Genomic DNA, 15,091 nt, shown 5'->3' with positions numbered 1-15,091 from the left:
TGTCCTCGTCGAGAGTTCAACGGGCCGAACTATCGCCTTTCGCCAAGGATTCCAACAGGCAAGCCCGTTTACGAGTGCCAGCCTACCGTGCGTGTTGGACTCGATTTGTAGAACTCGAATCATCCTGCAATGCTTTGCATTGGTGTCATTGCATTCGATCGCGCTCGATGCCGCCAGGGAACGATGAAAAATCGCTCACCCGGCGCCCAAGTGTGATCACGGCGGCAACAGATCGGGATTGGAAAACCTCAAGGAGATATTGATGCTCAAGCCAGCGTTTCAAGCTTTTTCGGAAGCAGAGCATAGATTCAGGCTCAAGCGTGCTCGTGAAGAACTTGCCACGGCGGGTTATGGCGGGAGTATTATTGTCGCCCCGGAAAACATCTTTTACCTCACTGGTTACGATTCAATCTGCGCCAACATTTGCCCACAAGCTCTGGTACTGAGCGTCGATGAAAGTCGGGATCCGACATTGTTGGTCCGCAACCTGGACCTTCCACTGGTAAAGGAGACTTCCTGGTTGGCGGACGTCCGGACGTATCAACTTTTCGTAGACGATGTGGCTAAGGTCGTTGGCCAAATTGCTAACGATCAGGGGATAGCGAAGGGTCGCCTAGGATTGGACATGCAGTCACCGGCGGTCACCGGGAGCTATATGCGGGCTCTCGAAACTGCACTGAACTTACAAATTGGTGATGTAAGTCACTTGTTGAACAAGCTTCAGCTCATAAAGTCGCCGGCTGAAATTGACTTCATGAAGGAAGCCGCACGCTATGCAAATCTCGGCGTAGAAGCAGCCCGTAGAAGCCTTCAGCCTGGTATTAGTGAGATCGCGCTTTGCGCAGCTGTGGAACGGGCAGCTCGGGAAGCTGGCAGTGACTATCCAGCGCTTCCGATTGAATGTGGGAGTGGGGCGCGCTCAGCAAGCGGCCACGCAGCCCCTTTGCTAAAGATTATTGGCAAAAATGAACTTGTTCACCTTGAGTTTGCCGGCGTGGCCCGCCGATATCATAGTGTGGGGATGACAACTTTGGCCACGGGCGAACCGGGCGAGGGCGCGCGCAAACTGTATGATGTAGCGCGGGAATCGCTAGTGGCCGGTCTGGAGGAATGCCGTCCTGGCGCTCATGTCGCTGACATCGACAACGGTTCGCGTAAACCGATCGATCGCGCTGGTTTGGGCGACGCTGCGCAGATGCGTTTTGGTGTCGGCATTGGTATTGCCTATCCCCCTATTTGGTTGAGTTCCCTCCAGCTCGATAGATTTTCTACCGGCACATTAGTGCCCGGTATGACCTTTTATGTCCATTCTTGGCTATCACTCCCACGCGACGGGTTGGGTGTGATGTTGGGTGGCACTTACTTGGTCACCGAGACCGGCATCGAAGCACTCTCCGGGGCTGGGCCTGTCGACCTGTTCACCGTCTGAAAAGGGCGAAAGGACTCGCTCCCCCAGCAGACGTGACGCTGCTGAATTGCAAACCGCCGGTATACGGGAACTTCGATTTGAGTTCCGTCTTCGAACAGGAGGAAGTAGGTGGAGACCATATTGCCAAGCGTGTTCCCGTCGATGGACTCAGCAGACGGATTGTCCACTGGGGCTACCTTCCCGAATCCAGGAGGAACCTCGTGCGCGCCCGCGTCGAGCTATGTCAATGCGGCGGCAGTGAGTGGTCAGCGTCGTCTGGCTCGGTCTTAAACGTTCGCGACGAGGTTAACGACCCGCGAGAAGGGGGCTCCAAATGTTTGAGCGTCGCACCGTGGCTATCATTGGTGGAGGTGTCGTCGGCGCAAGTTGTGCGCTAATGCTAGCCCGCGAGGGGCATCAGGTTACGGTGTTCGAAAAAGACCGTGTTGGCTACGGGTGCTCCTGGGGCAACGGGGCACAGTATAATGCAGGCTCGTCCCTGCCAATGGCGTATCCAGGCGTTATGCGGCAAGCCATGCGGTGGCTCACCGACAAGAATGGTCCGGTACGTCTGGCGCCGCGAGAACTTCCTCGCACCTTCCCGTGGTTGCTTCGGTTCCTTAGCACCGGACGCTTGGAGAATTGGAGGCCTGCTTACGATGCGCTTCACGCTCTGAATGCTCAATGCGCCGGTCTCTATAAAGACATGCTCGGAGAAGCTGGTTGGAACCGGCATTTTCGACCGAATGGCGCACTGCATGTTTACAGAGTCGATTCATTAGGGCCTTTGGATCACATCGTTGACTCGATGCGAAATGAGAAGGGGGTTCGATTTCAAAGAATCTCATTCGACGAGGTTTTAGAACTAGAGCCTCAATTGTCTCGCTCTTATCGACGCGGCATCTTCTTTCCAGACAGCGGCCATGTCACGTCCCCACTAGGCCTTGTGCAGGGATTAATGGACAGGGCGGCTTCGCTAGGGGCAACGATACAGGCAGCGGCTGTCGTGGCTATCGACCCAGAGGCGGACCGAGTGAAACTCCGGACGCATTCGGGCGTTCACGGATTTGATTCTGTTGTCATTGCCGCTGGGATCGCAAGCCGAGATCTGGGGCGTTCGCTCGGGGTCACTTTGTCCTTAGCCAGCGAGCGCGGCTATCACATCACTATGCCGGGGGCTGAGAGCGCTATAAGCCGGCCGGTTACAGACGCCGCTTCAGCAATCGTGGCGACGCCCCTAGGTGAAGGTCTCCGTATCGTCGGCATCGCGGAGTTCGAGGCACCTGATGCTGCGCCGACCAAGGGGCAGAATAGGAAGTTGCGGGTATCCGCTCAAGCGATGCTGCCGGATCTCGCGGTCGGTCAAGTGACCGAGTGGATGGGCGTGCGACCATCAACACCTGACAGTCTGCCCATCATCGATCGCCATCCTCGCTATGCCTCCGTGTTCTTTGCCACTGGGCACGGACACATGGGCATCAGCGGCGCGCCGATGACAGCAGCACTCATCTCCGATCTCGTCGCGGCGCGTACGCCTCGACTCTCGTGCACACCTTATCGCCTCAGATAGAGTGAAGAAACCGAGACCTGGGTGCTACGGGCTGATCAATCCGCGATCATAAGGCGAAAAACGCGGAGCGCTGATGCCGCTTGGACTGGTTACACGCACCGCATACGCGAAAGAGGAGAAATTGTGTTGGGAACCCTCGAAATCAACGGACATCACTATCTCGACGGTCGCGCATCCGATCCCCGAGAGCTCGGTTGGATGCGTGGGGCGCCTGCGCCAAGCGACAAGCGGATCACGTTTGAGGGTGGGACATTCCGTGACTTTCCACAAATCCGCTGGTCGTTCTCGCATATGCGTGAGCTGATGCCTACAGTTAACGTGTGGCGCGGACAGGGCACACCCGTCCAATTCGACCGCGGCGAGGGGGGCGATGAAATTGACCAGCTATCTTTCGCAGACCTGAACGGTGTCGTTAGACGCTTCGGTGAGGCGCTGATCGACACTTACGTTGACGGCGTCGTGGTATTACATCGCGGAAAAATTGTTTACGAGCGCTACTTCGGTGCACTCGAGCCCCACCTGCCGCATGAGTGCCAGTCGTGCACGAAGTCGTACACCGGCACGCTCGCGGCGGCGCTCATTCACGAAGGCGTGCTGGACGACTCTCAGACCATCTCGCACTATCTGCCGGAGTTGCGAACCACGGCATGGGAAGCTGCCACTATCCGTCAGGTAATGGATATGCGGACCAGCATTACATTCAGGGAGGGCTACGACGAGCACTCTGACATCTGGCAGTACAGATGGGCATTTGGGCGACTACCGCGACCGGTTGGCTACAACGGCCCCCGGACCTCATGCGATTACCTAAGGACCGTGCGCAAGCACGGAGTGCACGGACGATTCGCTTATCAGAGCCTGAACACCCAAGTGCTGGCTTGGGTCATGATGCGCGTTACCGGTCGTTCTTTCGCTCAATTGTTGCACGAACGCCTGTGGGCGCCGCTTGGCTGCGAAGAGGACGGTTGTCTAGAGATCGATCCGGGTGGCATGCCGCTGGCTGAAAGTGGCCTGAGCGCTACGCTTCGAGACTTTGCGCGTTTTGGCGAGCTGATGCGGTGCGAAGGACGATGGAATGGAAAGCAGCTTATTCCCGCATCTGTCGTGCATGACGTGCAAAGAGGTGGGAAGCGAGCAAACGTTGAAGCTGGCTACACATATCGCAGTCAGTGGTGGGTCTCGGACAACGAGTTGGGGGCGTTCGAAGCACGTGGCATTCACGGCCAGCGCCTCTATGTGGCGCCGAAGGCGGAGATGGTCGTGGCAATTTTTGCCTCCCACCCGGTCGCCGAAGGCGCCGGCTGCAGGATCACATCTCCGCAGTTGCTGACACTTGGAAGAATGCTGCGGGCAAAGTGAGCAGTGGCGTATGTCGCTGAGCTAACTCTTGATGAGCCTGAGTTTTGCCTTGCTGTGTCCGCTCAAGCGGGCCCCACAGAAAACGAAATCATGAATGTCATTTCACGATGACGACCTAGGACATCGTAGGGCCGGAGGAGATAGTGCACCTCTGTGATGTCCAGGTGAGCGTCACCAGGTCGTCGCCGTTACGCTCCTTCTTCACGTGATGCCGTGGGAGTATCTCGCTCTGATCGACTGGAGCCGCGGCCGAAACAGATGGTAAGACCTACGGCCTCGACTTTTCCCACCTACATTGCTGGGCGGCGATATGCCGACCTCGTACTGAGCTTCTTTGCTGGCGGCTCACGGTATCTCGTCGGCCAATCCACTCTGTTACCGCTCCTAGGCAAGGCGAACAGCTGATGACCGCCTAGATCACAAACATCCCGCGGTGCATCCATGAGTTGAGATACCTGGGAGTCAAAATGGCGGCATAAGATTAATGTTGCGCGTCGCAAACTAAATGATATAGTGCAATACATAAATGATATATTCCAATTCGCCCGAGGAGGTTCCAATCGTTCATTTTGTCGGCGCAATGGTCGTGACTGCATTTAGCGTCGCCGCATTGAGCGGGCTGGCGTCAGTGCCAACGACGGCTGAACACCCTTCGTCCGCCTTCCAGCGCGTAGCAAGCGGCGCTGTGACGGAAGGGCGGGGCTACATCTCGGATACATGCACCAACCTGAACGAGTGAAACACCTTGGAGCAGTGGCGCTGCGGGTTTTCAAGTTGATCGTGCCGATCTCCCGGGCGGATTGCCTCCCATTCCGTGCCGCGATCTTGGAAGTATTCCGAGGTTTGTCGTTTTCGACGAACGCTTTGTGGAACTTGCCCACCCTAACCCAATCGCACCGCCGGCATTTGCACCTTCAAAAAGTATCTTCTAACAAAGGATCGTGGATTATGACGAATGTAAACTGGAGCGGTATCTTTCCTGTTCTCGTAACTCCCTTCGGAGCAGACGGCTCGATCAATGAAACTCGCTATAAAGAGCTCATTGATGATGCAATCGCCGACGGCGCGCAGGGCGTGGTGGCGGCTGGAAGCACAGGCGAATTCTATGCTCTCACCAAAGCAGAGCGTGCCCATCTTTACAAAGTAACGGTCGATCATGTGGCTGGCCGTGTGCCAGTTTTGGCGGGCGTAGCAGATCTGCGCGTCGAAGATGTGCTGGAAGCATGCCAGTCGGCTGTCGCAGCGGGTTGCGCTGGCGGCATGATACTGCCGCCAATCTATGCCATGCCGAGCCCGCGCGAGATCGTCGCGTTCTTCGAGTACATTTCTCGGAACACCTCGCTTCCGCTTATGCTCTACAATAGCCCGCGCCGGGCTGGAATCGACATTACGCCGGCTCTCGTTGAGCAGCTTTCCGAACTACCCACCGTGGTGGCTATCAAGGACAGTTCGGGTGTGATCACCCAAGTCAGCGAGCTCGTACAACGCGTGGGTGATAAGCTTCAAGTATTCGTTGGATATGAGACCATGATCGTTCCGGCTCGTGCCGTTGGCGCTCATGGTGTTGTCGCAATGGCGCACCAAATCGCCGGCCCCCTCATCCGCGACTATTGGGATAAGGCTCTCACCGGAGAGAAGGTGGTAGCTGAGCTTGGGCGCGACGTCTTTGCTTTCTATCGTTGCTTCCAGTCCGGCGCGTATTACGCGGCCATCAAAGAGACCATGGATCAGCTTGGCCGAAGTGCCGGCGGTCCACGACTTCCCCTCCTGCCTTTGGCAGATGAACAGAAAGCAAACATTGCAAAGATCATCTCTGATGCGGGTCTTGCGCGCTGGGCGAAGCCTTAAAGAGGCTTCCGTACGGGTACCAAAGCCGGTCAAGAACGCTCTGGCTTACTAGGGCGTCTCCTTTCTTACCTAAGGAATAGATATGTATACGAAACTTGCACTCCTCATTGACGGCGAATGGATAGAGGAAACCAAAGCTGGAGGCGAAACCGTCCTCAATCCGGCTACTGAACAGTCGCTCGGTAATCTGCCGCACGCAGGCAAGCCCGAGCTTGATCGAGCTCTCGCGGCTGCAAGCCGCGCCTTTGAGAGCTGGAAGCGTACTTCGCCCTTCGAGCGGGCGCAGATCTTGCGCCGCGCCGCGGATCTGATGCGCGACCGTCTCGATCATATCGCGACTGTGCTAACGTTGGAGGAAGGGAAAACTTTGGCTGAGGCCAAGGGCGAGATCACAGCTGCGGCGGAATTCTTTGATTGGTTCGCAGAAGAGGGAAGACGCAGCTATGGACGTGTCATTCCTGCGCGACTTGCCGATATGCGTCAAACTGTGACGCAGGAGCCTATTGGTCCAGTAGCCTGCTTCACCCCTTGGAACTTCCCGGCCGTAACTCCAGCACGCAAGATCGCGCCTGCTCTCGCTGCTGGGTGCACCTGCATTATCAAGCCGGCCGAGGAAACGCCAGGCACCACCCTCGAGATAGCACGTGCTCTTACCGATGCCGGCCTGCCAAAGGGCGTACTTAACGTTGTGTTCGGGGTGCCGAGTGAAGTATCTGAGTATCTCATTCGGTCGCCGATCATCCGCAAAATCTCGTTCACCGGATCCACACCGGTTGGGCGCCACCTCGCTCGGCTTGCCGGAGAGACCTTAACCCTTGCTACTATGGAGCTTGGCGGTCACGCACCCGTGATTGTCGCAAAGGATGCTGATGTCCAGCGTGCAGCAGAGCTTTCGATGGCTATCAAACTTCGAAACACCGGCCAGGTCTGCACGTCGCCGACCCGATTTTTTGTAGAGCGTCCAATTTACGAAGAGTATCTGGAACATGCGCGGGCCTTCGTAAAGAAACAAGTCGTGGGCGACGGCTTGCAATCGGGCACAACCGTGGGACCAATGGCCAACACCCGCCGTATCGCAGCCATGGACGATCTCATCGCGGACGCCTTGTCCCATCAAGCGCGGCTAATCACGGGGGGCGAGCGCATCAACGCTTCAGGCCTGATGTACATGCCGACGATCCTGGCGGACATTCCCGACCAGGCGAGGGCTATGACCGAGGAGCCGTTTGGGCCACTTGCGTTGGTTCAATCTGTGGATGATATAGAACAGGGGCTCGCGCGAGCGAATGCATTGCCTTATGGTTTGGCTGGGTACGCCTTCACCCGCTCCGCGGCGACTGCTAATCGTATATCGGAGGCCATGGAGGTAGGTGTAATCGGCATTAACCAGATGGTGGTAACGATCCCGGAGACTCCGTTCGGCGGCATTGGCGATAGTGGCTGGGGTCGAGAGGGCGGTATCGAAGGTTTGGAGTCTTACACCGTCAGAAAATACGTCGGTCATCTTCATGTATTGTAGGGGATGAGACAAATAGCAAAAGAGGCGCGGGACATGACCTTGGACGAGACGTTATCAGGCTGGCGGCCGCGGCTGCTAAGCGCTGAGGGCCCGCGCTATCTTGCACTAGTTAATGCTTTAGAAGAGGACATCGCAGACGGTTTGCTGTCGGAAGGCGACCGTTTGCCAGCTCATCGTGACCTGGCACGAGAACTTGGTCTTTCCGTTGGTACGGTCAGCAAGGCTTACCAGGAGGCCGAACAGCGCGGTGTCGTGAGCGGTCACGTCGGACAGGGCACATTCGTGCGCAAGCGCGCAGGTATCCGATCGGAAACTGTGGCAAGACACGAGCCAGTGAATTTAGCATTGAATATGCCCGCGGATGGTAAGGAAACGAAGATCCTATCGGCACTCCTAGGCGACGTGATCCGCGAAGATGATCTTGCTCCCCTGCTCCGCTACCACCCGCACGCGGGCATATGGAGGCACCGCGAGATCATCGCCGCCTCACTATCCGACGACTCCTACAATATCGAACCATCGCGGTTGTTTTTGTGTAATGGAGCCCAGCACGCCATCGATATGACGTTGCGCTTGGTCGCCAAGCCCGGCGATAGCGTTCTGGTCGACGACCTAACCTACTCTGGTTTCAAAGCAGTTGCGGCGGCCAGCAACCTGACTTTAGTTCCAGTTGAGATGGACGAAGAGGGTATGGTTCCGAACTCTCTGAAAGAGGCCTGCCAGAAGACAAAGGCAAGGGTGCTTTACTGCATGCCAACGTTGCACAGTCCCACCGCCCGGACAATGACGGCTGCCCGGCGACATCAGATCGCCGAGTTGGCAGACGAGTTCGATCTGGCTTTGATTGAGGATGATGTCTATGGCTTTTTCTTCCCTGAACGCCCGCTCCCGCTTGCATCCCTGGCTCCAACCCGAACCTTCTACATCACGTCATATTCTAAATGCATCGCTCCCGGTTTCCGGCTTGGAACTTTGACGGTCCCCGCATCCTATGTGGCGCAAATCGAGCTTCTTTTGCATGCTTCTGCTTGGTTTGTCGCTCCAATGTTGGGCGAAGCCGTCGTGCGCCTGATTGCCAGCGGGAAGTTCGATGAACTGTTGCTGGAGCGGCGACGAGATGCTTTGGAGCGCTACCGCCTTCTGCTGGAAGCCTTCCCTGACGTTGCGAGGATTCCGAGTCCAGCGTTTTATGGCTGGTTGCCTTTGCCCCGCGAGTGGTCCTCAGATCAATTTGTGTCCGCTGCGCGGGCTCGTGGGATCCTTGTAACGCCCCCGATCGCTTCGGCCGTGAGAGAAGCTGAGCCAGGTGCGGTCCGCATATGTTTGGGTGCTCCGAAAAATCCTAGCGAACTACACAGTGTTCTTCGGGTCCTCCGCGACATTTTGAAGCGACATCCAGTGAACGTTGCTTCGGTAGCCTAGCGAAACTTGACCATCTTGAAGGCCTGTGTAGCAGCAAAGGTCGTATGCGACTGACACCTGCAAAAGTCTTGACGGCGGCTCACAAGAAAGTAGTCGCCAACCCAGTCGGCGCGGAAGATCGAGGCCATGGCGGGCAAAGATCTGCGACTGCCGATAGAGCGGTGTTTGGTCGCAATATTTGCTGACCAGCACCTGCGCCGGCGTCGCCAGGCCGCCGGCGTCGGCCGCTCCGGAGCTGGCGCCTGCAGCACCGTCGCGCAGGTCCGGCAGGCGTATTTGGCCCAATCGGCCCGAAGCTGCGATTTTGGCCAAGATCAGGAACGTCTCGGGAACATCAAGTCTGAGCTTGTGCCCGCAGCAGCATGACGACGTTTTCGGCGGTGAACTTGAAGCCGCGCCTGTCGGGAATGCGTTCGGCGGAGATGGGGTATTTTGGCCGCTTCGGATGAGACCGGTAATTTTTCTGGGGTTGAGCACGGATTGTTAGGCCCGAGCAGGTCATCACCGTCGCTTTGTTCGGAGAAGCAACGATGGCGGTGGAATGGACGATCACGATCGAGGGCAGGAACGAATTTGGCGACACCTGCCGGAAGGAGGTCCGCATCGACAAGAGCTGGAAGGGCTTGTCCGACGGCGATATCGGCTTGTCGATCGCCGATGGAAAGAAAATCATGGCGGCCCTGCAGATCGCGGTCGTCAGCCACGAGGCGGAGACCTACTCGCTCTTTCGCCGCGTCTGCCCTGATTGCCACACGTTCCGGCCGGTCAAGGGCTATACGACGCGCAAAATCAGAACTGTCTTCGGCACGGTGGAGGTCCGCAATCCCCGGTGGATGCTCTGCCGGGATTGCCATCCTGGCATGGTCGCTGCCTTCGCACCACTCAACGAGATCTGCCCTGATCGAGCCACGCCTGAACTGTTTGAACTGACGGCGCGATTGGGAAGCATGATGCCGTATCGGCAGGCAGCAAAGGTGCTTGGCGAATTTCTGCCGATTGAACCCACCGAGACGTACGCGACCGTGCGCAAGCGGACCATCAGGGTCGGTGAACGGCTCGATGAACAGAACGCGAAGGAAGAAAGGCGCGCGCGAGCTCAAAGGGACGATCGAAGCCAGCTTGAAATGCAGCTTCCCGGCGGCCGACGCAAAGAGTTCGTCATCAGCATCGATACGGCACATGTTCGCAGCGCCGATCCCAATTCCGCGCGAAACTTCGAACTCGTTGTAGCTCGATGCGGCCGCGGCGGTCGGGGTGATGTCGGTGGCCGCTACTTCGTGACCAGCAACACCGACCAGGCTGCAATCCGGGATCGAGCCCTCCACGCACTTCAGCAAGAAGGATATTGCGACTTTGGCAACGTCACCGTGATCTCGGACGGCGCCGAAATCCTGAAGCGGCTGCCCCGCGCCATGCTCAAGCCGACAGCCCACATCATCGACTGGTTCCACATTGCCATGAAGATCCAGCCCATGCAGCAGATCGCCGATCACATCGTGCGATCCCAGTCCGACCCTTTTGAAGTGCTTCCAACCATCGACAGGGACATCAGATCCGTGAAGTGGCGTCTCTGGCACGGGCGAGTCGATGGCGCGATCCGCGGCCTGCAGCCACTCCTGGCGAGACTGAAAGACTCGCAAAGCGCCGGCGAGTTCTCAATCGCACGGCTTTATAGCCTCGCCTCGCAGCTCCTGACCTATGTTCATTCAAATCGCGGCGCGATCGTCAACTATGGAAAGCGCTATCGGGCTGGGCTTCGCGTTGCCTCCGCTTTGGCCGAGTGTCAATCGGCCCGCAATTGGGGCTCTGACTCAGTTTTGATGACATTGTGACGTCGGCTGGCACTGGTTTCACAAAAGGAATCAATGCCATGGGCCAGGCCCTCCGACCATCGACTCTCGTCCCTCGCGGCTTTGTTGTTGAAGATGCCGCCAGTGCGGTCGACGCGACGCTCATCACGATCCGACCTTTGAGCATGGCGAGTGCCTGTCCGGGCTGCGGAACGAGATCGGAGCGGATCCACAGCCGGTATCAGCGGCGCTTGGCGGATCTGCCGTTGGCTGGAAAGCCTGTTCGGCTGGTCGTCCTGGTGCGCCGGTTCCACTGCGACGCGGTTCTGTGCGGCCGGCGAATCTTCGCCGAGCGCTTTGACGAGGGCGTCCTGGCGCCATGGGCGCGGCGAACCGCTCGCCTCGACGATATCGTTCATCATCTTGGGCTTGTTCTGGGCGGGCGCCCGGCAGCGGGCTTCGCCCGGAGACTGATGCTGCCAGTGAGCAACGACACCCTGCTGCGCGTCGTGCGGCGGCGCGGCAGCCCGCGCTTCGTTCCGCCAGCCGTGATCGGGATCGACGACTGGGCGTGGCGACGCAACCAGCGCTATGGAACCCTCATCTGCGATCTGGAGCGGCGCAAGACCATCGCATTGCTGCCTGACCGGGAACCAGCGACGGCTCAGGCCTGGCTCTCTGACCAGCCTCAGATCGGCATCGTCGCCCGCGACCGTGGCGGTGGCTACGCAATGGCTGCAGCCAAGGCTCTGCCGAAGGCGATCCAGGTGGCCGACCGTTGGCACTTGATGGAGAACGCCAGCCGCGCCTTCCTCGACGCCGTGCGCAAATCCATGCGCCAGATTCGGTCCGCGATCGGCGCAGTCACGATCAATCCCGACCTGCTCACTGCCGCCGAGCGGATCCAATATGAGGGATATCTTCGCCGGGAAGACACCAACGCCGCCATTCTCGGCCTGGCCAAGACCGGGGTGACGATCAAGGAGATCGTTCGCCGGACCGGGTACAGCCGCGGCCTTGTCCGTCGCGTCATGCGCGGTCAACGCTCGGATATCTTCCGCGTCCGCGAGAACTCGCTCGAACTGCACCTGCCATGGCTCGACGCCCAGTGGTCGGCCGGACGGCGGAACGGCGCCGAGCTATGGCGACGGCTCAAAGGCCAAGGGTTCCGTGGTAGTCTTCGGGTTGTCACCGAGTGGGCTACGCGCCGTCGGAAGGCGGAAAAGGTCGATGGTGGCGCCTTGAGCCGGGCGCCCTCGGCGCGGACCATAGCGCGGCTGATGACCGTCGGTCGCGACAACCTCTCCAAGTCCGAAACCGTCCTTGTCGCCGCGATTGAGGGCGGTGTGCCCCAGCTGGTCGATGCCCGAGGAATCATCGCCGCCTTCCAGGCCATGATCCGCAAGAAGTCTCTCGTCGATCTTGAGCCATGGCTGGAGCAAGCTCGATCGGGCCTTGTTGCCCCCTTCGCCAACGGCATCGTCAAGGACCGAGCGGCTGTGAGCGCGGCGATCACATCTCCCTGGTCCAATGGCCAAACCGAGGGGCAGATCACCAAACTCAAGCTCGTGAAACGCCAAATGTACGGCCGAGGAAAACTCGACCTACTCCAGGCGCGCGTCATCGGCGCTGGGTAGGCTCCATCACCACCAAAAGTGCGTCAGAGCCCAATTGGGACCCTGGATCGGCTCGCAAAAGGGGCTCTGACTCAGTTTTGATGACATTGTGACGTCGGCTGGCACTGGTTTCACAAAAGGAATCAATGCCATGGGCCAGGCCCTCCGACCATCGACTCTCGTCCCTCGCGGCTTTGTTGTTGAAGATGCCGCCAGTGCGGTCGACGCGACGCTCATCACGATCCGACCTTTGAGCATGGCGAGTGCCTGTCCGGGCTGCGGAACGAGATCGGAGCGGATCCACAGCCGGTATCAGCGGCGCTTGGCGGATCTGCCGTTGGCTGGAAAGCCTGTTCGGCTGGTCGTCCTGGTGCGCCGGTTCCACTGCGACGCGGTTCTGTGCGGCCGGCGAATCTTCGCCGAGCGCTTTGACGAGGGCGTCCTGGCGCCATGGGCGCGGCGAACCGCTCGCCTCGACGATATCGTTCATCATCTTGGGCTTGTTCTGGGCGGGCGCCCGGCAGCGGGCTTCGCCCGGAGACTGATGCTGCCAGTGAGCAACGACACCCTGCTGCGCGTCGTGCGGCGGCGCGGCAGCCCGCGCTTCGTTCCGCCAGCCGTGATCGGGATCGACGACTGGGCGTGGCGACGCAACCAGCGCTATGGAACCCTCATCTGCGATCTGGAGCGGCGCAAGACCATCGCATTGCTGCCTGACCGGGAACCAGCGACGGCTCAGGCCTGGCTCTCTGACCAGCCTCAGATCGGCATCGTCGCCCGCGACCGTGGCGGTGGCTACGCAATGGCTGCAGCCAAGGCTCTGCCGAAGGCGATCCAGGTGGCCGACCGTTGGCACTTGATGGAGAACGCCAGCCGCGCCTTCCTCGACGCCGTGCGCAAATCCATGCGCCAGATTCGGTCCGCGATCGGCGCAGTCACGATCAATCCCGACCTGCTCACTGCCGCCGAGCGGATCCAATATGAGGGATATCTTCGCCGGGAAGACACCAACGCCGCCATTCTCGGCCTGGCCAAGACCGGGGTGACGATCAAGGAGATCGTTCGCCGGACCGGGTACAGCCGCGGCCTTGTCCGTCGCGTCATGCGCGGTCAACGCTCGGATATCTTCCGCGTCCGCGAGAACTCGCTCGAACTGCACCTGCCATGGCTCGACGCCCAGTGGTCGGCCGGACGGCGGAACGGCGCCGAGCTATGGCGACGGCTCAAAGGCCAAGGGTTCCGTGGTAGTCTTCGGGTTGTCACCGAGTGGGCTACGCGCCGTCGGAAGGCGGAAAAGGTCGATGGTGGCGCCTTGAGCCGGGCGCCCTCGGCGCGGACCATAGCGCGGCTGATGACCGTCGGTCGCGACAACCTCTCCAAGTCCGAAACCGTCCTTGTCGCCGCGATTGAGGGCGGTGTGCCCCAGCTGGTCGATGCCCGAGGAATCATCGCCGCCTTCCAGGCCATGATCCGCAAGAAGTCTCTCGTCGATCTTGAGCCATGGCTGGAGCAAGCTCGATCGGGCCTTGTTGCCCCCTTCGCCAACGGCATCGTCAAGGACCGAGCGGCTGTGAGCGCGGCGATCACATCTCCCTGGTCCAATGGCCAAACCGAGGGGCAGATCACCAAACTCAAGCTCGTGAAACGCCAAATGTACGGCCGAGGAAAACTCGACCTACTCCAGGCGCGCGTCATCGGCGCTGGGTAGGCTCCATCACCACCAAAAGTGCGTCAGAGCCCTTATTCCACGCCGAAACACAGTTGCCGACAGCGAGCGGAAATATCCCTGTGAAGACCACCCCAAAAAGCGCCATGGGTGTTGGCAGCGTGGTGCTCTCTACCATGAAATGAACAATTAAAGCGATAATTGACGAAACGGTCAGGCCAGCAATCAGGGCGTCCGGGGCATCAGGACCCTGCCATATCCTGTAGACGCAGAAGACAGCCCAGGCGAAGCCGCTTCCGAAGGCCAGCGCGATCCCTATCCAAGACCCGGCTGCGAGATCGGGACCAATCACCAAAACGGCTCCGGCGAGCGCGAGGAGCACAGAAAACAGGTGCCTTGGGGAAAAAGTTAGGAGGCCTAAACCTGTGGCAAGCAAGATGACGATGATTGGCCAGAGGTACACAATGATATTTGATTGCGCGGGTGAAATAAACTTGAGCGAGTATAGGAAAAGGACATTCCCGATCAAAAGGCCGAGTGCCACCATCAGGATAGGGACTAGCTGCTGGTTGATCAGCTGTGCCTTGGATGCACGCCTTCTGGAGAGAGCAAACAAGGTCGACGCGGCCACCGCATAGTTGATGGCGGAGAATTGAAACGTGGGCATGCTGTCAGCCGATATCACCGCCATAAGTGGCCAAAGAGCCCATAGCGGAACCGACATAAGGCCCACAAGGGTCCAAAAGCCTTTTCGCCGAGGCTTCAACGCATATGCACTGCCTTGGTTGATGGACATCAGCAGGATTTGCGACACGGACAATCTCGAGTTGTATCAGGCATTTCTGGGGGTGCGGGCAACAATGGCTTTCGATGCCTCAAATTCCAGGCGGGCC

At 58.8% G+C, this 15,091-nt stretch carries 10 protein-coding genes and 1 pseudogene; 9 read left to right on the top strand and 2 right to left on the bottom strand.

The window, feature by feature from the left end; all coding sequences use genetic code 11:
- The first annotated feature begins 238 nt into the window (after nucleotides 1–238).
- From HGP13_RS37370 to HGP13_RS37345, 6 genes are all read left to right on the top strand, one after another.
- Nucleotides 239–1,429 carry a Xaa-Pro peptidase family protein gene (locus tag HGP13_RS37370; RefSeq protein ID WP_172235198.1) on the top strand — a complete coding sequence of 397 codons (1,191 nt, stop codon included), beginning with the start codon at nucleotides 239–241 and terminating at the stop codon, nucleotides 1,427–1,429.
- A 313-nt stretch (nucleotides 1,430–1,742) separates the two neighbouring features.
- Nucleotides 1,743–2,978, top strand: a complete 1,236-nt coding sequence (locus HGP13_RS37365; protein ID WP_172235197.1) for an FAD-dependent oxidoreductase — start codon at nucleotides 1,743–1,745, stop codon at nucleotides 2,976–2,978.
- A 126-nt stretch (nucleotides 2,979–3,104) separates the two neighbouring features.
- Nucleotides 3,105–4,337 carry a serine hydrolase gene (locus HGP13_RS37360; RefSeq protein ID WP_172235196.1) on the top strand — a complete coding sequence of 411 codons (1,233 nt, stop codon included), beginning with the start codon at nucleotides 3,105–3,107 and terminating at the stop codon, nucleotides 4,335–4,337.
- Between the two features lie 948 nt (nucleotides 4,338–5,285).
- Nucleotides 5,286–6,185, top strand: a complete 900-nt coding sequence (locus HGP13_RS37355; protein ID WP_109670667.1) for a dihydrodipicolinate synthase family protein — start codon at nucleotides 5,286–5,288, stop codon at nucleotides 6,183–6,185.
- Between the two features lie 82 nt (nucleotides 6,186–6,267).
- Nucleotides 6,268–7,704, top strand: coding sequence for an NAD-dependent succinate-semialdehyde dehydrogenase (locus HGP13_RS37350; RefSeq protein WP_109670665.1), 1,437 nt, complete (start codon nucleotides 6,268–6,270; stop codon nucleotides 7,702–7,704).
- 33 nt (nucleotides 7,705–7,737) lie between these two features.
- Entirely contained in the window at nucleotides 7,738–9,126 is a 1,389-nt protein-coding gene (locus tag HGP13_RS37345; RefSeq protein ID WP_172235195.1) for a PLP-dependent aminotransferase family protein, read from the top strand.
- A gap of 108 nt (nucleotides 9,127–9,234) precedes the next feature.
- Here HGP13_RS37345 and HGP13_RS37340 read toward each other — a convergent pair.
- Nucleotides 9,235–9,404 (bottom strand): annotated as a pseudogene (locus HGP13_RS37340) (transposase); the annotation flags it as partial.
- Nucleotides 9,405–9,656: 252 nt separating this feature from the next.
- Between HGP13_RS37340 and HGP13_RS37335 the strand changes: the two are divergent.
- The 3 genes from HGP13_RS37335 (at nucleotide 9,657) to HGP13_RS37325 (ending at nucleotide 14,240) form a co-directional block, all read left to right on the top strand.
- Entirely contained in the window at nucleotides 9,657–10,958 is a 1,302-nt protein-coding gene (locus HGP13_RS37335; RefSeq protein WP_172235194.1) for an ISKra4 family transposase, read from the top strand.
- Nucleotides 10,959–10,996: 38 nt separating this feature from the next.
- Nucleotides 10,997–12,553, top strand: a complete 1,557-nt coding sequence (locus HGP13_RS37330; RefSeq protein ID WP_172234322.1) for an ISL3 family transposase — start codon at nucleotides 10,997–10,999, stop codon at nucleotides 12,551–12,553.
- Between the two features lie 130 nt (nucleotides 12,554–12,683).
- On the top strand, nucleotides 12,684–14,240 hold the full coding sequence (locus HGP13_RS37325; protein ID WP_172234322.1) for an ISL3 family transposase: 1,557 nt from the start codon (nucleotides 12,684–12,686) through the stop codon (nucleotides 14,238–14,240).
- On the opposite strand, the gene HGP13_RS37320 is transcribed toward HGP13_RS37325, so the two are convergent.
- On the bottom strand, nucleotides 14,224–15,012 hold the full coding sequence (locus HGP13_RS37320; RefSeq protein ID WP_172235193.1) for a DMT family transporter: 789 nt from the start codon (nucleotides 15,010–15,012) through the stop codon (nucleotides 14,224–14,226). The two genes, HGP13_RS37325 and HGP13_RS37320, sit on opposite strands and share 17 nt — an antisense overlap.
- Between the last annotated feature and the right edge of the window lie 79 nt (nucleotides 15,013–15,091).

The sequence above is a fragment of the Mesorhizobium sp. NZP2077 genome (assembly GCF_013170805.1).
In the GTDB taxonomy this organism is placed as follows: Bacteria; Pseudomonadota; Alphaproteobacteria; order Rhizobiales; family Rhizobiaceae; genus Mesorhizobium.
This window is presented reverse-complemented; position numbering and strand designations above follow the sequence as displayed.

What these genes read in the sequence shown, in the direction of transcription:
- HGP13_RS37355 (WP_109670667.1), top strand. Translation starts at nt 5,286, where the DNA reads ATGACGAATGTAAACTGGAGCGGTATCTTTCCTGTTCTCGTAACTCCC.
- HGP13_RS37350 (WP_109670665.1), top strand. Translation starts at nt 6,268, where the DNA reads ATGTATACGAAACTTGCACTCCTCATTGACGGCGAATGGATAGAGGAA.
- HGP13_RS37365 (WP_172235197.1), top strand. Translation starts at nt 1,743, where the DNA reads ATGTTTGAGCGTCGCACCGTGGCTATCATTGGTGGAGGTGTCGTCGGC.
- HGP13_RS37325 (WP_172234322.1), top strand. Translation starts at nt 12,684, where the DNA reads ATGGGCCAGGCCCTCCGACCATCGACTCTCGTCCCTCGCGGCTTTGTT.
- HGP13_RS37345 (WP_172235195.1), top strand. Translation starts at nt 7,738, where the DNA reads ATGACCTTGGACGAGACGTTATCAGGCTGGCGGCCGCGGCTGCTAAGC.
- HGP13_RS37330 (WP_172234322.1), top strand. Translation starts at nt 10,997, where the DNA reads ATGGGCCAGGCCCTCCGACCATCGACTCTCGTCCCTCGCGGCTTTGTT.
- HGP13_RS37335 (WP_172235194.1), top strand. Translation starts at nt 9,657, where the DNA reads ATGGCGGTGGAATGGACGATCACGATCGAGGGCAGGAACGAATTTGGC.